Source organism: Enterobacter sp. Sphag1F (assembly GCF_014193275.1).
Lineage (GTDB): Bacteria > Pseudomonadota > Gammaproteobacteria > Enterobacterales > Enterobacteriaceae > Pantoea > Pantoea symbiotica.
This window is the reverse complement of the sequence record NZ_JACHZD010000001.1, coordinates 859,797-880,934: the sequence shown is the minus strand read 5'-3', so window position 1 is coordinate 880,934 and position 21,138 is coordinate 859,797. Positions and strand designations below refer to the sequence as shown.

Annotated in this window: 14 protein-coding genes; 5 read left to right on the top strand and 9 right to left on the bottom strand. The window is 54.6% G+C overall.

What is annotated here, in order from left to right; all coding sequences use genetic code 11:
* Positions 1–13: 13 nt before the first annotated feature.
* Entirely contained in the window at positions 14–1,672 is a 1,659-nt protein-coding gene (locus FHW71_RS03945) for a glucan biosynthesis protein (RefSeq protein ID WP_179450034.1), read from the bottom strand.
* A 291-nt stretch (positions 1,673–1,963) separates the two neighbouring features.
* Here FHW71_RS03945 and elaB point away from each other — a divergent pair, with 291 nt between their 5' ends.
* Together elaB and FHW71_RS03935 are read left to right on the top strand one after the other, a co-directional pair.
* Positions 1,964–2,272, top strand: a complete 309-nt coding sequence (gene elaB / locus FHW71_RS03940; protein ID WP_008105125.1) for a stress response protein ElaB — start codon at positions 1,964–1,966, stop codon at positions 2,270–2,272.
* Between the two features lie 145 nt (positions 2,273–2,417).
* Complete coding sequence (locus tag FHW71_RS03935; RefSeq protein WP_179450036.1) at positions 2,418–3,614, top strand: nicotinamide mononucleotide deamidase-related protein YfaY; 1,197 nt, start codon at positions 2,418–2,420, stop codon at positions 3,612–3,614.
* Between the two features lie 37 nt (positions 3,615–3,651).
* On the opposite strand, the gene yfaE is transcribed toward FHW71_RS03935, so the two are convergent.
* The 4 genes from yfaE to ubiG all read right to left on the bottom strand — a co-directional run bounded on the left by yfaE (position 3,652) and on the right by ubiG (position 8,687).
* Positions 3,652–3,912 carry a class I ribonucleotide reductase maintenance protein YfaE gene (gene yfaE, locus FHW71_RS03930; protein ID WP_179450038.1) on the bottom strand — a complete coding sequence of 87 codons (261 nt, stop codon included), beginning with the start codon at positions 3,910–3,912 and terminating at the stop codon, positions 3,652–3,654.
* 2 nt (positions 3,913–3,914) lie between these two features.
* Positions 3,915–5,045, bottom strand: a complete 1,131-nt coding sequence (gene nrdB, locus FHW71_RS03925) for a class Ia ribonucleoside-diphosphate reductase subunit beta (RefSeq protein WP_008105120.1) — start codon at positions 5,043–5,045, stop codon at positions 3,915–3,917.
* 53 nt (positions 5,046–5,098) lie between these two features.
* Complete coding sequence (gene nrdA, locus FHW71_RS03920) at positions 5,099–7,384, bottom strand: class 1a ribonucleoside-diphosphate reductase subunit alpha (RefSeq protein ID WP_154190330.1); 2,286 nt, start codon at positions 7,382–7,384, stop codon at positions 5,099–5,101.
* A 577-nt stretch (positions 7,385–7,961) separates the two neighbouring features.
* Entirely contained in the window at positions 7,962–8,687 is a 726-nt protein-coding gene (ubiG, locus tag FHW71_RS03915; RefSeq protein WP_179450040.1) for a bifunctional 2-polyprenyl-6-hydroxyphenol methylase/3-demethylubiquinol 3-O-methyltransferase UbiG, read from the bottom strand.
* A gap of 176 nt (positions 8,688–8,863) precedes the next feature.
* Here ubiG and gyrA point away from each other — a divergent pair, with 176 nt between their 5' ends.
* Together gyrA and rcsC are read left to right on the top strand one after the other, a co-directional pair.
* Positions 8,864–11,503: a DNA topoisomerase (ATP-hydrolyzing) subunit A gene (gyrA, locus tag FHW71_RS03910; RefSeq protein ID WP_008105113.1), complete on the top strand. Its 2,640-nt coding sequence runs from the start codon at positions 8,864–8,866 to the stop codon at positions 11,501–11,503.
* 163 nt (positions 11,504–11,666) lie between these two features.
* A complete protein-coding gene (rcsC, locus tag FHW71_RS03905) occupies positions 11,667–14,522 on the top strand; it encodes a two-component system sensor histidine kinase RcsC (protein ID WP_179450042.1) in 2,856 nt (951 codons plus the stop codon).
* Between the two features lie 49 nt (positions 14,523–14,571).
* Here the strand turns inward: rcsC and rcsB are convergent, their stop codons facing one another.
* Genes rcsB through FHW71_RS03885 form a run of 4 tightly spaced genes read right to left on the bottom strand, consistent with a single transcriptional unit; the run spans position 14,572 to position 19,406 of the window.
* Positions 14,572–15,222, bottom strand: a complete 651-nt coding sequence (rcsB, locus tag FHW71_RS03900; RefSeq protein WP_007889370.1) for a response regulator transcription factor RcsB — start codon at positions 15,220–15,222, stop codon at positions 14,572–14,574.
* 1 nt (position 15,223) lies between these two features.
* Positions 15,224–17,887 carry a phosphotransferase RcsD gene (gene rcsD, locus FHW71_RS03895; RefSeq protein WP_061718432.1) on the bottom strand — a complete coding sequence of 888 codons (2,664 nt, stop codon included), beginning with the start codon at positions 17,885–17,887 and terminating at the stop codon, positions 15,224–15,226.
* Between the two features lie 23 nt (positions 17,888–17,910).
* The gene (locus FHW71_RS03890) at positions 17,911–19,065 is read right to left on the bottom strand and encodes an MFS transporter (protein WP_176973734.1); all 1,155 of its coding nucleotides are present in this window, start codon (positions 19,063–19,065) and stop codon (positions 17,911–17,913) included.
* Entirely contained in the window at positions 19,062–19,406 is a 345-nt protein-coding gene (locus FHW71_RS03885) for a hypothetical protein (protein ID WP_179450044.1), read from the bottom strand. The genes FHW71_RS03890 and FHW71_RS03885 overlap by 4 nt, the downstream gene beginning before the upstream one ends.
* A 219-nt stretch (positions 19,407–19,625) precedes the next feature.
* Here FHW71_RS03885 and FHW71_RS03880 point away from each other — a divergent pair, with 219 nt between their 5' ends.
* A complete protein-coding gene (locus FHW71_RS03880) occupies positions 19,626–21,089 on the top strand; it encodes an Ig-like domain-containing protein (protein ID WP_179450046.1) in 1,464 nt (487 codons plus the stop codon).
* Positions 21,090–21,138 lie beyond the last annotated feature (49 nt).

Sequence of the window (21,138 nt, the reverse complement as noted above, 5' to 3'; positions counted from 1 at the left end):
CTCGCCGTTATCATCAGCCCGGCGTCATCTGCCGGTCATCAACATATTTACGTTGATCCGGCGGCGGCGGGAAGTACTGATAAAGCCAGGTTTCACTCAGCGTCTCATCCTTGGTACGCAGGAACAGGCGCATATCAACCGGTTTGGTCGAGTCGCTATTCGGATACCAGTCAAACAGTATGCGGTAACCGTTCAGTGGCTCGACGTAGAGAATCTCAACCTGCTTGAATGTGCCTTCTGAAACGGTAATCACCGGCTCAATGCCTTTCGGCGCTGCGGCTTTCAGATCGCCACCAACAAAATCAATGGCAAAGCGACGTGACCAGGTTTCCGGGAAGTGTTCGCCTGGTGCCCAACCTTCCGGGAAGCCACCGATACCGGTGCGAGTGGCATCAACACGCGCCAAACCACTGCGCACTGGCGGCAACTGACTCCAGTAGAGCTTGTACTGGAAGTTGAACTCGCTGCCGGCTTTCACTGGTTCTGATGGCTGCCAGAAGCACACCACGTTATCCAGCGTTTCACCGGTGGTTGGAATCTCCATTACGTTAATGGCGCCTTTGCCCCATTTACCAATCGGTTCCACCCACAGGCTTGGACGTTTGTCGTACCAGCCAATCACATCCTGATAATTTTTGAAGTCATGATCCAGCTGCAACAGGCCAAAACCACGCGGGTTTTCGTCCTGATAGGCGTTGAACTGCAAACGCTGCGGGTTGTTCAGCGGACGCGCAATCCATTCGCCCTCACCGGTCCACATCGCCAGGCGATCGGAGTCGTGAATTTGCGGATGGTAAGTGTTGCACATGCGGCGCTCGTTGGTGCCACAGCTGAACATGCTGGTCATCGGCGCGATGCCGAGCTGGCGGATGTCGTTACGTGCAAACAGGTGGTTTTCTACCTCCATCACCACGCGTTTTTCTTCGCAGTGAATGGTGAACTTATACGCACCGGTAACGCTCGCGCCATCCAGCAGGGCATAAACTACAAAAGTGGTGTCATCCGCTTTTGGCGTTTCGAACCAGAATGCAGTGAAGTCCGGGAACTCTTCTTTGCCGTTGCTAAAGGTGTTGACCGCCACGCCGCGTGCGGAGAGGCCGTACTGGAAGGTCTCATCAACTGCACGGAAATAGCTGGCGCCGAGGAAAGAGACGATATCGCGGCGCGCCAGTTCTGGCTTCTTAAACGCGCGGAAACCGGCAAAGCCGAGATCGGTTTTACCCACCAGCTGTTTGGTATCAACGTTGGCGTTGTGATAGTTGAACAGCTCCGGACGGAAGTGGATCTCACGTGCTTCGCGGCTCTGGGCATCGACCGAGAACATGCGGATGCGGCGCTTGAAGCCCATACCGACGTGGAAGAATTGCACGTCCAGCTCGCGGTCGGCGATGTTGTTCCACAGCGAGTGATTGGCGTCGTACTGAATTTCGTTATAGGCCTGCGGAGTTAGATTGGCCAGGGTGTCGGGCAAGGGGCCGGGTGCGCCGCCCCAGGGCTGTTTTGCCAGTGCGGAGGCTTTCTTTTTCAGTGAGTCGAAATCGAAGCGCACTGCGGTACCGTCGGCGATACCATCATCAGCCCAGGCGGATTGTGCAAACAGCGTGGAGAGACCCGTCATGCCGCTAACAGCGGAGAGGGCCATGGACGCTTTCATAAATTTTCTACGATTCATGCCGGAAATCTAATCCTTAGCTGCTCGGGTGTATTTTGACTCTCGTAAGACGAGAAACGTCTGACTACAGGGGGTTACGACAGTCGTGGAAATAAAAAATTCAGTCTGCGGAAAATTTATCAGATTAATCAAATAAGCGAAGCAGAATTCGCGCCGCTCGGCCGTGCATGACACAACTTTGCATTGAGATGGACGAAACTCGGTTAAATCCTGGCAGTCGCCGTCCAGCAAAGCTGGAATTTAAGACTATAGTTAAACCACAACGAGTTAGGAACATGGAGGAACTACATAGTGTCATCTTCAGACCAATTTGAAACGCACCTTGACGACGACCTGGCGCTGCTGACGGAAACGCTGGAAGAAGTGTTACGCGCATCAGGCGATCCGGCCGATCAGAAATACATCGAACTGAAACTCAAAGCTGAACAAGCGCTGGAAGACGTGAAATCGCGCGTTAGCCAGGCGTCAGACAGCTATTACTATCGTGCCAAAAACGCGGCTTACCGCGCCGATGATTATGTGCACGAAAAACCGTGGCAGGGGATTGGCATCGGTGCCGCCGCTGGCCTGTTTGTCGGTTTACTGCTGGCTCGACGTTAAGTTCCAACGGGCGCGACACGCTTCGCGCCCGCTTCCTGATGATCCCGCCGCTTATTCCCGCTAAATCCCTGTTTCGCATCATCCGCGATTGTGTTTCGCCTGCGCGCTTCCTACAGTAAAGCGACAGGGAAAAGGAGAACGCAACGTGATACGTGTAGAAATGCTCTCAACGGGCGATGAAGTGTTACATGGGCAGATTGTCGATACCAACGCCGCGTGGCTGGCCGATGTGCTGTTCCAGCACGGTTTGCCGATGACCAGCCGCAGCACCGTCGGTGATGCGATGAGCTCGCTGGTGGAGGCGCTGCAGAGCCGCAGCCAGATTGCAGATGTGCTGATCGTTAACGGTGGTTTAGGACCGACCAGTGACGATCTCAGCGCGCAGGCCGCAGCCATTGCCAGCGGCAGTGAATTAGTTATCCAGCAAGACTGGCTGGAAAAAATGGAAGCCTGGTTCGCCAGTCGCGGACGCGTGATGGCGCCGAGCAATCGCAAGCAGGCAGAGATCCCCGCCATCGCCGAGATGCTGGATAATCCGGTCGGCACCGCGTGCGGTTTTGCCATGCAGCTCAATCGCTGCTGGATTTTTTTCACGCCTGGCGTGCCGTCGGAATTTAAAGTGATGGTCGAGCAGGAGATCATTCCGCGCCTCAAAGCACGCTTTGAATTGCCAGAACCACCGTTGTGTTTACGCCTCACAACCTTTGGCCGTGGCGAGAGTGATATTGCCGCCGAGTTGGAGCCGCTACCGCTGCCGGAAGGGGTGGTGATGGGCTATCGATCATCTATGCCGATTATCGAAATCAAACTTACCGGACCCGCCAGCCAGCGTGTTGCGATGGAGCAAGTGTGGCAGCAGGTAAAACTGTTGCTGGCTGAGTGCACCATCTTTGAAGGCACCGAAGGTTTACCGGCGCTGCTGGCGCGCGAGTTGCAGCAGCGCGGCTTCCATTTGGCGCTGAGCGAGCAGTTCACCGCTGGTTTGCTTAACTGGCAGCTAGCCGCTGCAGACGTGGCGCTCAGCAAAGCAGAAATTCTGCCGCCGCAGGATGAAGATCTGGAAACTCAGGTTGCGCGCACACGTGATTGGGCGAAACAGCAGGGCGCGGCGCTGGCATTGTCGGTAGGAAATTTGGTGGAAGGTGAAGTGTCGATTGCCTTGCATACGCCGGAAGCGAGCTGGGGCCAACGCGTGAAGTTCACCCATGGACGTCATAACGTGGAAACGCGGCAGAAAGTGGTGGCGATGATGGCGATGAACATGCTGCGTCGCTGGCTGCACGGCAGCGAAGTCAGCACCGGACACGGTTGGATTGATATTCTAGAAACAGTCAAAAACTAACGCGCTGTAGGGTCGCCATTCATGGCGACCTACTCAATCACAACTCGATCTCAATCTCCCCTTTGGCGCGACAGCAGCACGGCAAAATCTCGCCTTGCTGCACAAACGCCAACGGGGTTTCCGCATAATCCACTTCGCCTTTCAGCAAACGCATACGGCAAGAGCCGCAGTAGCCTTCGCGACACTGAAACTCAATGCACAGATTATTGGCTTCCAGCGTCGCCAGCAGATTGGGGTGATCTTCTGCGCACTCCAGCCGGGAGCCGGAGCTACGCAGAATAACAACAGAGCGGCTCATGCTTACAGCTGGAAGCCGTCGAAATCGTCTTCGCCCACTTCAGAATCAATCTGACCGACCAAGTACGAGCTCACTTCAACTTCCTGCGGTGCAACCTGCACGTTGTCCGACACCAGCCACGAGTTGATCCATGGAATCGGGTTCGAACGCGTCTGGAACGGCAGATCAAGACCCACCGCCTGCATACGGATGTTGGTGATGTACTCGATGTACTGGCACAGAATGTCTTTGTTCAGGCCAATCATTGAGCCGCCGCTGAACAGATATTCTGCCCACTCTTTTTCCTGCTCGGCTGCCTTCTTGAACAGGTCGTAGCATTCGTCGCGGCACTCTGCGGCGATGGCTTTCATCTCTGGATCGTCTTCACCGGTGCGCAGCAGGTTCAGCATGTGCTGGGTGCCAGTCAGATGTAGCGCTTCATCGCGTGCAATCAGCTTGATGATTTTGGCGTTACCTTCCATCAGCTCGCGCTCGGCAAAAGCAAATGAACAGGCGAAGCTGACGTAGAAGCGAATCGCTTCCAGCGCGTTGACGCTCATCAGGCAGATATACAGCTGCTTTTTCAGATCGCGCAGGTTCACGGTAACGGTTTTACCGTTGACCTGATGCGTACCTTCGCCCAGCAGATGCCAGTAGCTGGTCATCTCGATCAGATCATCGTAGTACTTCGAGATATCTTCGGCGCGGGCCAGAATCTGCTCGTTGGTTACGATATCGTCAAACACCACCGCTGGATCGTTAACGATGTTACGGATGATGTGGGTGTAAGAGCGCGAGTGAATGGTCTCGGAGAAGGCCCAGGTTTCAATCCAGGTTTCCAGCTCAGGAATAGAGATCAGCGGCAGCAGCGCCACGTTCGGGCTACGGCCCTGAATGGAGTCCAGCAGCGTTTGATACTTCAGGTTGCTGATGAAGATGTGCTTTTCATGCTCCGGCAGCGCTTGGTAATCGATGCGATCGCGCGAGACGTCCACTTCTTCCGGACGCCAGAAGAAGGAGAGCTGCTTCTCAATCAGCTTTTCAAAGATGTCATATTTCTGCTGATCGAAACGGGCAACGTTGACGGACTGGCCGAAGAACATCGGTTCTAACAGCTGGTTATTCTTGTTCTGCGAGAATGTGGAGTAAGCCATTTTGAGTCCAAATGTGAAGAGGGCCGACCAATGCCGGCCCTGACAAGATGAGATTAGATCTTACAAGCGCCGCTTTCGCAGCCATCATCCTGAATGGAAGGCGCCATATCGTCCTGTGCATCTTCCGCACCGTCGCGGGTGTTTTGATAGTACAGGGTTTTCACGCCGAACTTGTACGCGGTCAACAGGTCTTTCAGCAACTGTTTCATCGGCACTTTGCCATTAGCAAAACGGCTCGGATCGTAGTTGGTGTTCGACGAAATCGCCTGATCGATGAACTTCTGCATCACGCCAACCAGCTGCAGATAACCGTCGTTAGACGGCATTTCCCACAGCAGTTCGTACTGATCTTTCAGACGCTCATACTCAGGCACCACCTGACGCAGAATGCCGTCTTTCGATGCTTTGATGCTGATATGTCCACGTGGCGGCTCAATACCGTTGGTGGCGTTCGAAATCTGCGAAGAGGTTTCAGACGGCATCAGCGCAGAAAGTGTTGAGTTGCGCAGACCGTGCGTGGTGATGGACTCACGCAGACCTTCCCAATCCAGATGCAGCGGCTCGTTGCACACCGCGTCGAGATCCTTTTTATAGGTATCGATCGGCAGAATGCCCTGCGAGTAAGTGGTCTCTTTGAACCACGGGCAGGCACCTTGCTCTTTCGCCAATTCGTTCGAGGCTTTCAGCAGGTAGTACTGAATGGCTTCGAAGGTTTTGTGCGTCAGGTTGTTCGCGCTGCCATCGGAATAGCGCACGCCGTTTTTCGCCAGATAATACGCGTAGTTGATCACGCCAATACCCAGCGTACGACGGCCCATAGCGCCACGTTGTGCTGCCGGGATTGGGTAATCCTGATAATCCAGCAGCGCATCCAGTGCACGTACCGCAAGGGTGGCCAGCTCTTCCAGATCGTCAAGGCTGTTAATCGCGCCGAGGTTAAAGGCAGACAGCGTACACAGGGCGATTTCGCCGCTTTCGTCATTGACGTCGTTCAGCGGTTTGGTCGGCAGTGCGATCTCAAGGCACAGGTTCGACTGACGAACCGGCGCGATGCTTGGGTCGAACGGGCTGTGCGTATTGCAGTGATCGACGTTCTGGATGTAGATACGGCCAGTAGAAGCACGTTCCTGCATCATCAGTGAGAACAGCTCAACGGCTTTCACACGCTGCTTACGGATGCTGTCGTCTTTTTCGTATTTGGTGTACAGACGCTCGAACTCGTCCTGATCGGCGAAGAACGCATCGTACAGGCCAGGCACGTCAGACGGGCTGAACAGCGTGATGTCTTCACCTTTCAGCAGGCGGGTGTACATCAGTTTGTTGATCTGCACGCCGTAATCCATGTGACGCACGCGGTTGCCTTCAACACCACGGTTGTTTTTCAGCACCAGCAGGCTTTCAACTTCCAGATGCCACATTGGGTAGAACAGCGTCGCTGCGCCACCGCGCACGCCACCTTGTGAGCAGGACTTCACGGCAGTCTGGAAATGCTTGTAGAACGGAATACAGCCGGTGTGGAACGCTTCGCCACCGCGAATCGGGCTGCCCAGCGCACGAATGCGGCCAGCGTTGATGCCGATACCGGCGCGCTGGGAAACGTATTTCACAATGGCGCTAGAGGTGGCGTTGATGGAGTCGAGGCTGTCGCCGCACTCGATCAGTACGCAAGAGCTGAACTGGCGCGTTGGAGTACGCACGCCGGACATGATTGGCGTTGGCAGTGAGATCTTAAAGGTTGAGATCGCATCGTAGAAGCGCTTCACGTAGTCCATACGGGTTTCGCGCGGATAGCCGGAGAACAGGCACGCCGCCACCAGGATGTAGAGGAACTGGGCGCTTTCGTAGATTTCGCCGCTCACGCGGTTCTGCACCAGATATTTCCCTTCCAGCTGCTTAACCGCTGCGTAGGAGAAGTTCATATCGCGCCAATGGTCGATAAACTCGTCCATCTGCTCGAACTCTTCGGTGCTGTAATCTTCCAGCAGATGACGGTCGTATTTGCCCATCTCAACCATCTTCACCACCTGATCGTACAGCTTCGGCGGCTCAAACTGGCCGTACGCTTTTTTACGCAGGTGGAAGATAGCCAGACGCGCGGCCAGGTATTGGTAATCCGGCGCATCACGAGAGATCAGGTCTGCGGCAGCCTTGATGATGGTCTCATGAATATCAGAGGTTCTGATGCCATCGTAGAACTGAATGTGTGAGCGCAGTTCAACCTGTGAAACGGAAACGTTGTTCAGCCCTTCGGCTGCCCAATCCAGTACACGGTGAATTTTGTCGAGATCAATGCGCTCCTGGCGGCCATCGCGTTTAGTAACGAGCAGACTTTGGTTCATGTCGCGTTTTTACCTGTCCATGCATGAATGACGTATTTATCCCCCATCTATGCACAAGGTTTATGCACAAGCCGCTCGTTGTGAGTAAGCCTGTGGATAAACACTATATATAGGGGGTGCGGGAAGTTTGAACAACAATATGGTGAGTATTCTAGTCAGCAATCTCTTCTTAACAAGAGTTGATTTTCACTCAAAAATCGTCCTTAGCGGCTGGCTAAAATCCTGGATCCGCATGCCGCAAGGCCTGCACTTAGTGTCAACCGCTCAGCACTTTTTTTTCACTTTATGATCGGACGCGTGTTTCTTGCTCAACCATCGCGCTTACGGAATTTTCTTAGATGAAAAAAGCCCCGACAAGGCCGCCAGCAGCGAACTTATCTAAAATTGCTTATGAATTTTTTGTGACTTGCTTAGCCTATAAAAAAGACTGGTACGCGTCTAAAAGGAAATTGATCTGGATAAGAGGTCGCCATGAATGGCGACCCTACGGTGATGCTGCGTATTGATGCGCGCCGGTATGAATACGGTGATGGTGCGATTTTTCGTAGGGTGCGCATTCATGCGCACCGGGATGACATCACTCCTGACGATGCGTATGAACCATATAGTTAACATCGACACCGCGCCCCAAACGGAACTGGTTGGTCAGCGGATTGTAGTGCAGGCCAATCATGTTTCTTTCACGCAGCGGGGTTTCATCGACCCAGTTCAGCAACTCGGCAGGACGGATGAACTTCTTCACGTCGTGCGTCCCGCGCGGCACCATGCGCAGCACATACTCCGCACCAAACACTGCCAGCAGCCAGGCTTTTGGATTGCGGTTGATGGTGGAGAAGAACACTTCGCCGCCGGGCTTCACCAGCTGCGCGCAGGCTAATACCACCGAGCGCGGATCCGGAACATGCTCCAGCATCTCCATGCAGGTCACCACATCATATTGTCCGGCGTGGCTTGCGGCGTGATCTTCCACGGTTTGCTGCACATAGTTAACACTAACGCCGCTCTCCAGCGCGTGCAGACGCGCCACTTCCAGCGGTTCCGCGCCCATATCCAGGCCAGTAACCTCAGCGCCTTCACGCGCCATGCTCTCCGCCAGAATGCCGCCGCCGCAGCCGACATCGAGCACTTTCTTACCGAACAGGCCATTGCTGTGCTGCGCTATCCAGCCGAGCCGCAGGGGATTGATACGGTGCAACGGCTTAAATTCACCCTCTAAATCCCACCAGCGGGATGCCACGGCCTCAAACTTAGCAATCTCGGCGTGGTCAACGTTCTGGCGGCTTTCCTGCGGTTGTTCACTCATTGAATCATCACTCCAGACAAAATATTCCCTCAGTATAAACGCTTAAGTCACGCGAACGCATCTCTCACGCTAAAGGAAAAGCGGGATTAAGGCCTGGTTAACGTTCACCGAAGGGAAGCGATGTGATATACTTTCGCACCTTTAAATCCGGGATTATGTAGAGGGATAGCGGCTCCATGAGCGACCTTGCGAGAGAAATTACACCGGTCAATATCGAAGAAGAGTTAAAAAACTCCTACCTCGATTACGCCATGTCGGTCATTGTTGGCCGAGCCTTACCCGATGTGCGTGATGGTCTGAAGCCGGTACACCGCCGTGTGCTTTTTGCCATGAGCGAACTGGGCAACGACTGGAATAAACCCTATAAAAAATCCGCCCGTGTGGTCGGTGACGTCATCGGTAAATATCACCCGCACGGCGATTCCGCGGTATACGAAAGTATCGTGCGTATGGCCCAGCCATTCTCCCTGCGCTACATGCTGGTTGACGGTCAGGGTAACTTTGGTTCGGTCGACGGCGACTCCGCCGCAGCGATGCGTTATACCGAAGTGCGCATGGCAAAGATCTCTTCGGAGCTGCTGGCTGACCTGGAAAAGGAAACCGTCGATTTCGTGCCGAACTATGACGGCACCGAGCAGATCCCTGAAGTCCTGCCAACCAAAATTCCTAACCTGCTGGTAAACGGTTCGTCCGGTATCGCGGTAGGTATGGCAACCAACATTCCACCGCACAACCTCACGGAAGTGATCAACGGCTGTCTGGCGTTCATCGAAGATGAAGACATCACCGTTGAAGGTTTGATGGAGCACATCACCGGGCCAGATTTCCCGACTGCTGCGTTCATCAATGGTCGTCGCGGTATCGAAGAAGCCTATCGCACCGGGCGCGGTAAGATTTACATCCGCGCACGTGGTGAAGTGGAAACCGATGCCAAGACCGGCCGTGAAACCATCATCGTGCACGAACTGCCGTATCAGGTGAACAAAGCGCGCCTGATCGAGAAGATCGCCGAGCTGGTGAAAGAGAAGCGCGTGGAAGGCATCAGCGCGCTGCGTGACGAATCTGATAAAGACGGCATGCGTGTTGTCATTGAGATCAAACGCGATGCGGTCGGTGAAGTGGTTCTCAACAACCTCTACTCGCTGACCCAGCTGCAGGTCTCTTTCGGCATCAACATGGTGGCGCTGCATCAGGGCCAGCCGAAGATCATGACGCTGAAAGGCATCATCGAAGCCTTCGTACGTCATCGTCGTGAAGTGGTTACGCGTCGTACCATTTTCGAACTGCGTAAAGCGCGCGATCGTGCTCACATCCTTGAAGGCCTGGCGATTGCGCTGGCGAACATCGATCCGATCATCGAACTGATTCGTCGTGCACCAACGCCAGCCGAAGCGAAACTGGGCCTGTTGGCACAGTCGTGGGATCTGGGTAACGTTGCCGCGATGCTGGAACGTGCCGGTAACGATGCCGCGCGTCCAGAGTGGCTGGAAGCCGAGTTTGGTATTCGCGATGGTCAATATTATCTGACCGAACAGCAAGCGCAGGCGATTCTGGATCTGCGTCTGCAGAAACTGACCGGTCTTGAGCACGAAAAACTGCTCGACGAATACAAAGAGCTGCTGGATCAGATCGCTGAGCTGCTGCACATCCTGCAGAGCGCTGAGCGCCTGATGGAAGTGATCCGTGAAGAGCTGGAGCTGATGCGCGATCAGTTCGGCGATGCACGTCGTACTGAAATCACCGCGAACAGTGCAGACATCAACATCGAAGACCTGATCAATCAGGAAGACGTTGTGGTGACGCTGTCGCATCAGGGTTATGTCAAATACCAACCGCTGACGGACTATGAAGCCCAGCGTCGCGGTGGTAAAGGCAAATCCGCCGCACGTATTAAAGAAGAAGACTTTATCGATCGTCTGCTGGTGGCCAACACCCACGACACCATTCTGTGCTTCTCCAGCCGTGGCCGTCTCTACTGGATGAAAGTCTATCAGCTGCCGGAAGCCAGCCGTGGTGCGCGCGGTCGTCCAATCGTCAACCTGTTGCCGCTGGAAGCCAACGAACGTATCACCGCCATTCTGCCGGTGCGTGAATACACCGAAGGCTTCAACATCTTCATGGCCACCGCGAGCGGTACCGTGAAGAAAACCGCGTTGCAGGAGTTCAGCCGTCCGCGTAGCGCGGGCATCATCGCCATCAACCTGCGTGAGGATGATGAGCTAATTGGTGTGGCGCTGACCAACGGTAGCGACGAAGCGATGCTGTTCTCTGCCGCCGGTAAAGTGGTGCGCTTCGCTGAGACTGCGGTACGTGCGATGGGCCGTTCGGCTTCGGGCGTGCGCGGTATTAAGCTGGCTGAAAGTGACAAAGTGGTGTCGCTGATTGTGCCACGTGAAGAGGGCGCGATCCTCACCGTGACGCAGAACGGTTACGGTAAACGTACCGCCAATACCGAGTATCCAACCAAGTCGCGTGCGACCCAGGGTGTGATCTCGATTAAAGTCACCGATCGTAACGGACCGGTTATCGGTGCGGTACAGGTGGTGGATGGCGATCAGATCATGATGATCACCGATGCTGGTACGCTGGTGCGAACTCGCGTGTCGGAAGTCAGCGTGGTTGGCCGTAACACCCAAGGCGTGATTCTGATCCGTACTGCGGAAGATGAAAACGTGGTGGGTCTGCAACGCGTTGCTGAGCCGGTGGAAGAGGAAGAACTCGACGCCATCGACGGTAGCGTAGCGGAAGGCGAGGATGACATCGCGCCGGAAGTGGACAGCGACGACGAAGCACCAGAAGCTGACGACGAAGAGTAATTCGTAACGGCTTTATGAAACGGCAGGTCAGGAAACTGACCTGCCGTTTTTTTATCTGAGTTTTCCGCTAAAGGCGCGGGCTAGCTGGCTTTTTAGGGCCGATAAAGCTAGTGTATGAAAGCTTTTCAACATCCTGATAACTCTTACCGCCAGTGAGCCTCTTTTGAAATATCTTGTCTCCTTTCGCACCACGCTTCGAATTTCGCGCTATCTATTTCGTGCGCTGGCGTTGTTGCTCTGGGCGCTGGGTGCGCTGCTGACCACTTTCTACATCATCAACGTGCTGCACGAGAAAGAGAACGCGGTGCGTCAGGAGTTTGCCACCAATTACGGTCAGGCTGAATGGTACGTTCGCCATTCGGCGGATGTAATGCGCGAGCTGAAATACATCACCGAAAATCGCCTGAGCAGCAGCGCTAATGGTCTGGATGTGCTCAACGGTTTGCCGCCAGGCAAAGGCGCGCTGCCGCAGTTTACGCCGCTGTTTTCCGATGGCGACTGCACCTCAATGAGCAACACCTGGCGCAACTCGCTGGATTCGCTCAGCTACTACATCAATTACTGGAAAAGCAATTTTGCTTCGGCGTATGAATTGAACCGCGTGTTCTTCATCGGTGGCGAAAACCAGTGTCTGGCCGATTTCACCATCGGCAGCAACAATTCGGTCGATCGTGAACGTAGCCTGAAAGCGCTGCGTGAACGCGTGCTGCACTATCGCAACGGCAATGAAGAAGAGCGCCGCCAGCCGATGTACTGGATCACCAGCAGCGCGCAGCCGGGCGTCGGCAACTTCTATATGGTGATGCCGGTGTATGTGGCGAACAAGCTGCAGGCGCTGCTGGGCGTGGAGCAGAACATCCGCCTTGATGAGTTCATTCAGCCGGGCGGTTTGCCGCTGGTGGCCACCATCACCGATGAAAACTACCGTCCGCTGCTCAGTTCACGTCGTGGCGGGCCGGGCTACTCGCTTGACGATCTGCCGGACAACAGCACCTGGTTCGGCTATCTCGACAGCTATCGCCAGCTGGTGCTGAAGAAGCCGCTGCCGCCGTCAAACCTCAATGTGGTGTGGTCGCTTTCCACCGACGTGTTAATGGATCAGCTCAAGCTGATGCTGATTAACGCGCTGCTGCTCAACATCTTTACGGCGGTGATTTTGTTCACGCTGGCGTGGATTTTTGAGCGCCGCATGTTCTTGCCGGCCGAAGAGAATGCGCATCGGCTGGAGGAGCACGAACAGTTCAACCGCAAGATTGTCGCCTCGGCGCCGGTCGGCATCTGTATTCTGCGCACCAGCGACGGCACCAACATTCTGAGTAACGAGCTGGCACATAACTATCTGACGCTGCTGACGCAGGAAGATCGCCAGCGTCTGAATGAAATCATCGGTGGTCAGCAGGTCAACTTTGTCGATGTGCTGACCGGCAGCAATACCAACCTGCAGATCAGCTTTGTGCATTCGCGTTATCGCAATGAAAACGTGGCGATTTGCGTGCTGGTCGATGTCTCGGCGCGCGTGCGCATGGAGCAGTCGCTGCAGGAGATGGCGCACTCGGCCGAGCAGGCCAGTCAGTCGAAATCGATGTTTCTTGCCACCGTCAGCCATGAACTGCGCACGCCGCTGTACGGCATTATCGGTAACCTCGATCTGCTGCAAACCAAAGTGCTGCCGAAAGGCGTAGATTCACTGGTGACGGCGATGAACAACTCGTCGAGCCTGCTGCTGAAGATCATCAGCGACATCCTCGACTTCTCGAAGATTGAATCCGAGCAGCTGAAAATCGAGCCACATCCTTTCTCGCCGCGAGAAGTGGTCAATCATATTGCCAGCAACTATCTGTCGCTGGTGGTGCGTAAACGCCTGACGCTGTATGTATTTATCGAAAACGATGTACCGCTGACCCTGGATGGCGATGCCATGCGTCTGCAGCAGGTGATATCTAACCTGCTGAACAACGCCATCAAATTCACCCATACCGGCTGCATCATCCTGCATGCTTACGTTAAAGAGGGATATCTGGCGTTCCGCGTGCGTGATACCGGCGTCGGTATTCCGGCCAAAGAGGTGACGCGCCTGTTTGACCCGTTCTTCCAGGTAGGTTCGGGCGTGCAGCGTAACTTCCAGGGAACCGGCTTAGGGCTGGCGATCTGTGAAAAGCTGATCAACATGATGGACGGTGATATCGAAGTCGATTCCGAACCGGGCATGGGCAGCCAGTTTATCGTGCGTATTCCGATCTATTCCGGTCAGATGGCGGCACCACCGCTGCTGGACGGCTTGCAGGAAAAAGCCATCTGGCTGGATATGCGCAATGAATATCTCGCCAGCTTCCTGCTGCGTCTGCTGCAACAGCAGGGTATTCAGGTGGCGTATTATCACGGCCAGGCGGCAGCGGATGATGTGATCATCAGCGATCACGATGAGCCCGCTGCGCAAAGCGGACGCGCGCATATTCGTATCTGTGGTCAGCACATCGATATGCCGTACGAAACCGCGCCGGGGCAATGGATTCAGAGCAGCGCGATGCTGCACGATCTGCCGCAGCTGCTCGGCCGCATCTACCGCATCAACATCAATAGCGAAACCGCCACGCCGCTGCCGTTAACCGAGGCAAAAGCAGCCGCGACCTTCGAAGATATCATCGTGCTGATTGTTGATGACCATCCGATCAACCGCATGCTGCTGTCGGAACAGTTAGGCACCGTGGGTTATCAGACCAAAACCGCGCAGGACGGCGTGGATGCGCTGAACGTGCTGAGCCGCAACCATATCGATATCGTACTGAGCGATGTGAACATGCCGAACATGGATGGTTATCGCCTGACACAACGTCTGCGTCAGTTAGGACATACTTTCCCGGTGATTGGCGTCACGGCCAATGCGTTAGCGGAAGAGAAGCAGCGCTGTATGGATGCGGGCATGGATAACTGTTTGTCGAAGCCGGTTACGCTGGATGTGCTGAAAAGTACGCTGGCGGTGTATGCGGAACGCGTCAGAAAGGGCAGGGAAGAGACGTAATACGCGAGCAAAAAAACGGGCGGTGTCAGAAGACGCCGCCCATTCAGGATTACTCTTTGTCGACCTGAGTGGCGCTAACAGAAGAGAGATAGTTCAGCAGCGCGATATCATTTTCCACGCCCAGTTTCATCATGGCTGATTTCTTCTGGCTACTGATGGTTTTGATACTGCGGTTCAGTTTCTTAGCGATCTCAGTCACCAGGAAACCTTCTGCGAACAGACGCAGTACTTCACTCTCTTTCGGCGACAAACGTTTGTCACCGTAACCGCCAGCGCTGATGCGCTCCAGCAGTTTTGCCACGCTTTCCGGCGTATATTTTTTGCCTTTCTGCAGAGCAGCCAGCGCTTTTGGCAGATCGGTTGGCGCGCCTTGCTTCAGTACGATCCCTTCAATATCCAGATCCAACACCGCGCTCAGGATCGCTGGGTTATTGTTCATGGTAAGAACGATAATCGAGAGATCCGGATAGTGACGTTTGATGTATTTAATCAGGGTGATACCGTCACCGTACTTCTCGCCTGGCATGGAGAGGTCGGTAATCAGGACATTGGCGTCCAGTTTAGGCAAGCTGTTTACTAATGCTGTTGAGTCTTCAAACTCACCTACAACGTTAACCCATTCAATCTGTTCCAGTGACTTACGGATACCGAACAGAACGATCGGATGGTCATCGGCAATAATTACGTTCAAGTTATTCATCTTATTGGTTACCTTGCTGCAGCAGTTGGCTGACGTACGCGTCAATTTCACTGGTGGTATTTTTAATGGTTAAATCGTCACATACTTTAATGTGTTGTTCTAACGCTTCACAAAGCAGTTTACCTGACCCCAGATTGAGCATGGCAAACACGCCTTTCAGGCGATGTGCTGTCTGAGCAAGCGAGGGATAATCCTTTTCCGCCGCTTCAGTATACAGTCTCTTCACATCTGGCGGTACTGTCTCGGTAAACAGCTGGAAATAGCCTCCGCTCATCAGCGGCGTGGCTTCTTCATCTTCGCGACTCTCCTCTAACAAATCATGAGAAAGCTGCTTTTCAATCAGGGCCAGCAGCGCATCAAGCAGTGCATTACTGAGATTGAAGTTGACCCGGAATTGTTGATCGTTCAACGCGTGATGACCCATTTCGTCACCGGCCAGCAACAGCGCCCAACCGTTCAGGCGGGCGGGATCGTCGGTTACCAGCACATCATGATCCTGACCGGTTAAACGTTCATCCGACGTAAGGCATTTCGCTCCCCAGTTTTCGAGGTGGCGACAAACGATCTTGTGTACATCTTCGACGGCGATATCCACCAACGCGGTCACGCCTTCCAGCAGTTTCTCTTCCTGCTCGCCTTGCTGCTCTAACGCCAGCGGCAATTGGATGTTGTAGCGTGTGCCGATATCAGGTTTAGCGATGATCTCCAGCTGGCCGCCCATCTGTTTGCACAGTTGCTTACAGAGGAAAAATGCCATGCCGGACGCCTGGCCGAAGCGGTCTTGCGTGGTTTCACCAAGATAGGGGAAATCGACGTTCGCCAGTTCATCGACGCTTAAGCCAGAGCCGGTATCCACCAGCTGCAGCAACACCTGATTGGGCTTGTCTTCAGTGGTTTTAATCTCCAGCGAAATCTTGCCCCAGCGCGTGGTGGTCAGCGAATAGTGCATCAACGTGGTCAGCACTTTACGCAGCGCACGACGATCGCCAAAGCGCATCTCGTCATTGGCTAAATGGTTGTTCACCACCAGCGCTAAACCTTTACGGCGCAGCAGCGGCAGGCTTTCCAGTGCGATCTCATCCAGCATATCCTGCAGGTTGAACACGCTGGCATCCGGCGACCAGTCATGCGCTTCAAGGCGATTGAGCAGCACGATGTCATCCACCAGGCGCGCCAACCCTTGGCTCTCGTCGAGCAGATCGAGCACGCTTTCATCATCGTCGCGCTGGCTGAGTTGCACTAACTGCTTAACCATGCTTTGCAGCGGACGATTGAGCGCGTGACCGAGATTGTGCATCAGCTGCTGGCGCATCTGGTGATTGCGATCCAGCACTTGTTGCGCCTTCTGTAGCTTCTTATTCACCAGCAATTCACGGTCCTGATCGCGCATCATAAACAGCTGGGTATGCGGTGACAGCACGCTGCGCGCGTGGCGAATCTCATACACTTCGTTATTGATGGTCGCCTGCAATACGCCCTGATGCTGATCCGACATATTGATGATTTTCTGCAAATTCAGGTGCGGCAGCAGATGTTCAGCGATTTTATTGCTAAGCAGCGTGCGATTGGTGGCGAAGTCGTACACCAGCAAGCCGACCGGCAAACTGGCGACAATCTCTTCATTCAGCATGCGCAGCGAATCCAGCTCGGCGCTCTGGTTTTCGTTCGGGCGCAGCGACTGCTGACGCAGCAGCGTAATACCGGCAATTGACAGCAAAAACAGCACAAGGTTAATCAGCAGCGGCCACATCAGGTTATGCAGTGTATCCAGCGCCAGACTGGTGAGCGGTACGCGATATACAAGCTGCAGCGACGTACTTGGCAGCGATGCGGCGATCTCCAGATTCGGGTTTACCAGCGCCACGTGGGTGCTTTCGCTGCTGGTATCGTCGCTGGTGGTGGCGGTGGTGGAAGTTTGCGCGGCGTCCTGACGTAACTGGAAATTCTCCAGCGGCATATTGCGCGGGATCAGATCGTTAACCGGCAAATCGAACGCCACCACGGTGGCTAAATGGCCTGGCTGATTGAAGGTGGTGCGCAGCGTAAAGTAGTGATCGTTCTGCCAGGCGAAATGACGCAGCGGCGAGAAGCTTTCACGCTCATCCAGCGCATTAGCCTGCTGCAACATTTCGGCGCGGCGGCTATCAACCAGCGTATTAATCGCGCTCTCTTTATAACGTGTCGCCATGTCTTTCAGCGGCAGCGTGGAGATCATAATCAGGCTGTTATCCTGACCATTAAGGAAATACATCGACCAGGTCGGATTTTCCGCGCCCCACAGCGTATCGAGATAGTTGGACATGCGCATGGTCATATCCAGCGTGCTGCTATCGTGCGAACCAAAAATCAGCGCTTCGGTTTTGCGGCGGGTTTTTTCCAGATAATAGACATCCGGGCGCAGGCGGGTTTCCTGAAGATTGCTGTTCGGCGACGATCCGGCGGCGCTGGTGGCCAGGTTTTCATAGATCTGCCACGTAGCGAAGCGCGACGCATCGATGCGTTTCTGCATCGCGCGCGCCAAATCGGTCATCGCATAGCGCTTCTCTGTAATCCAGGCATTGACGCTATTGTGCACCATCGCGCCCAGCGCCAGAAAAAGCACCAGGTTAAACACCACGAAAAAGCGCGTTACATTGCCGGATGTCAGAGGAAATTTATAAGGCAGCATAGTGTCTCAGGATCATGGAATTAGCGCGCAACCCGTCGGGCACTGGCAGCGACGGCCAGCAGCAGCAGAGCGATAAGCAAAAATGCACCACTCAGGCTGATCCACTGGGAAATTAATCCGATTAAAGCCGGACCTGAAAGAATACCTGCATAGCCTAACGTTGTCATGGCCGAAATCGCCAGATTCGACGGCATATCGTGTTGATTCCCGGCAGCATTGAACAACATCGGCACCGTATTGGCGAGGCCAAAACCCACCAACAGGAAAGCCAGCAGCGCGATTTGCGGCCAGGGTAATAACACCGCCAGCGTCATACCCGCTGCAGCGGCTAACGCACCGGTCAACATCACCGGATAACGGCCAAAGCGTTGAATCACTTTATCGCCGGTCAGACGACCAATGGTCATCGCCACCGAGAACACCGCATAACCCAAACCGGCGTGCGCCGGGCTCATCTCCGGGCTTTGCAGCAGCAACAGCGCGCCCCAATCCAGCACCGCGCCTTCGGCAAGAAACAGAATAAAGCAGAGCAAACCGAGGAAAGCCACCCAGCCGCGCGGGATCACCAGCCACGGCTGATCGGGCTGGTGCAGGCGTTCGGTCATCAGCGTTGGCAAACTCCACACCAGCAGCAACACAATCAGCACCATTACCGCGCCAACCGCTTGCAACGGCGTCAGGCCGCTGCCGAGCAGCAGGCTGACGGAACCCGCGCCGATAATGCCGCCGAGGCTAAAGAAACCGTGGAAACCGGACATCATCGGCTTGCGCGCGGCTTTTTCCACTTCCACCGCCTGCACGTTCATCGCCACATCCAGCATGCCGAGTCCGGCACCAAACACCATCAAGGTGGCGGCCATCAGCCACATCACATCGAGCGTCGCCAGCAGCGGTAACACCGCAAGAACCACCAGCGTTGAGCACAACATCACCCGACGACCACCGAAACGCGCAATTAAACCGCCGGTAATCGGCATCGCCGCCAGCGATCCAATGCCTAAACACAGCAGCAAACCGCCCAATGACGCGCCGCTTAACGCCAGACGCTGGCTGGCGAACGGCACCAGCGGTGCCCATGCGGACATTCCCAATCCGGCGATGAGGAAAACGATGCGTGTCCCAAGGTTGACACGGTGATGCAATTTATTGTGCGGCGCGGCGTCCAGTGCTGTCATAAAGAGTATTTTTCAGTAGCGGTTGAAGCGACGAAGTTTAGCATCAAAGCGGGCGTCACACCGCGCATCAGACAATTCGGATGGCAGCGATTAAACGCCAGAAACAGGCATATTACCGATTTTTCACGCATCGCTACGCTTTTCCAGAACTTTCCTGGCATGTGCCAACCAAAACTGGAGTGACTTAAGTAAAATTTTTTCTGCTGAATGATGCAGTATACTGATGAAAGATTCCGCGCCAGACGCGGCTTACACGTCAATTTTTTGGCGCTGTCGCAAAGCACGCATTTCCGGATTTTCGCCAATAGGCAGCGACCACCTAAAACCGATATGTTAGTCATCCCATCGCCTCCCGATGCGGAATATAGCGAGATCGAGATTATTTCTCCCGATTGGGAGAGTTTTGCTGTGCCTTCTTTTAATCCTTGTTACCTGCTGGTAACCCGTTTTCATCAGGTGAAGCGGACCGTTTATTAACGGCCTGTATGGCGCACCGGTACGCTTAAATCATTAATAAGCTTAATGGCCGCTGCAATACATTCCCTGTAACGAGGTTATCTATGTCTTCACGTCAATCAGAACAACAATTAGCGGCGATTCTGCAATCTGCGGTCAGCCTTTATCCGGTGGCAGACGACACGTCAACTTTGCAAACGCGCAGCGTGAATATCACGCCGCCTGCGCCGCTACGTCCGTATGAACCCATTGCGATGGATGGTGTGATCGCCGCGTGGGAATCCGGCAGGAACATTCACCTGCGCGGTCGCGCCGAATCCGAACCGGGCGCCACCGTGACGCTGAGCTTTAACGGTGAAAGCTGGCACAGCACGGTGAATAAATGGGGTTACTGGAATGCCTCAATGCCGCCTTCGGTGCTCAACGGATTAGCCGATGGCGACTATTCGTTGACGCTAACCATCACCGACAAAGCTGGCAATAGCACCGATACGCAGGTGGGCTTCGGGGTTTACGTGGATAAAACCATCAAGCCCACGCTGACGGTAGATCCGATCAGCGGGGATAACGCGGTCAACGTGGCAGAAGGGATTTACGGCGTGGAGGTGCACGGTAGCGTCACGCATATGCCGGCGAACAGCCATATTACGGTGATCTTAGCCGGTCAAAAATATATCGGCGGCGTTAACGACAAAGGCGAATGGACCGCCGCCATTCCCTCACAAGATCTTCAGGCATTACAGGATGGCGTCTATAGCCTGAAAGTCAGCGCCACCGATCCCAACGGCAAAACCACCGCTTATCAGCAGGATGTCACCTTAATTACCCACGTCAGCAGTTTGCCGCACATCAGTTTCGATAAGGTCACGGCAGACAACGTGATCAATAAAGAAGAGAGCCAAAACGATCTCACCTTTAGCGGCGATCTCTCGGTGGTGGTGCCGGGCCAGCAACTGTTGCTGTGCAGCGGTGATGCGGTCTATCACGCGCAGATTGGCAGCGATGGTCACTGGCAGGTAACGATTCCGTCCAGTGACGTAGCGAATTTCATTTCACTGGGCGAAATCCGTGTTTATGCGCAGGATGGTGCCGGCAACAGCACCGACGCGATGCTGGAACTCAACGTGGTTACCAAACTGCCAGACATCTATTACGAAATTAATATTGGCGGCGATACCACGCTGAATCAGCAAGAAGCACAGCACGATCTCAGTTTCTATCTCGAAGGCGTGAAGGAGCTGACGCTCAACGGCAAAAATTACACGCCGGTCAACGGCATGGTGACCATCAGCGCCGACGATCTGCAGGCGTTGCCGGATGGTGAAGTGTCGCCGCTGGCCACGCGCTGGGATGAGTACGGTAACCACGACACGCAAATCATCGAGAACTTGTTCAATGTCGCCACACATCAGGTACCGACCGTTACGCTGAATCAACCGTCAGGCGACAGCGCCGCCGCCGTTCCGCATAGCGATGCGCGCGCCACGGAAAGCCACTACAACGCCAGCGATAGCAGTTACACCCTCGCCGACCATTTGCAGCAACATCAGGTTCAGAGCCTGGCGTAATCCGCCCATCAACCGCTAGCGACCTCGGCTAGCGGTTGCCAGCTCACTC

What these genes read in the sequence shown, in the direction of transcription:
- FHW71_RS03890 (WP_176973734.1), bottom strand. Translation starts at nt 19,065, where the DNA reads ATGACAGCACTGGACGCCGCGCCGCACAATAAATTGCATCACCGTGTC.
- nrdA (WP_154190330.1), bottom strand. Translation starts at nt 7,384, where the DNA reads ATGAACCAAAGTCTGCTCGTTACTAAACGCGATGGCCGCCAGGAGCGC.
- FHW71_RS03880 (WP_179450046.1), top strand. Translation starts at nt 19,626, where the DNA reads ATGTCTTCACGTCAATCAGAACAACAATTAGCGGCGATTCTGCAATCT.
- rcsB (WP_007889370.1), bottom strand. Translation starts at nt 15,222, where the DNA reads ATGAATAACTTGAACGTAATTATTGCCGATGACCATCCGATCGTTCTG.
- yfaE (WP_179450038.1), bottom strand. Translation starts at nt 3,912, where the DNA reads ATGAGCCGCTCTGTTGTTATTCTGCGTAGCTCCGGCTCCCGGCTGGAG.
- gyrA (WP_008105113.1), top strand. Translation starts at nt 8,864, where the DNA reads ATGAGCGACCTTGCGAGAGAAATTACACCGGTCAATATCGAAGAAGAG.
- ubiG (WP_179450040.1), bottom strand. Translation starts at nt 8,687, where the DNA reads ATGAGTGAACAACCGCAGGAAAGCCGCCAGAACGTTGACCACGCCGAG.
- nrdB (WP_008105120.1), bottom strand. Translation starts at nt 5,045, where the DNA reads ATGGCTTACTCCACATTCTCGCAGAACAAGAATAACCAGCTGTTAGAA.
- FHW71_RS03885 (WP_179450044.1), bottom strand. Translation starts at nt 19,406, where the DNA reads ATGACTAACATATCGGTTTTAGGTGGTCGCTGCCTATTGGCGAAAATC.
- FHW71_RS03945 (WP_179450034.1), bottom strand. Translation starts at nt 1,672, where the DNA reads ATGAATCGTAGAAAATTTATGAAAGCGTCCATGGCCCTCTCCGCTGTT.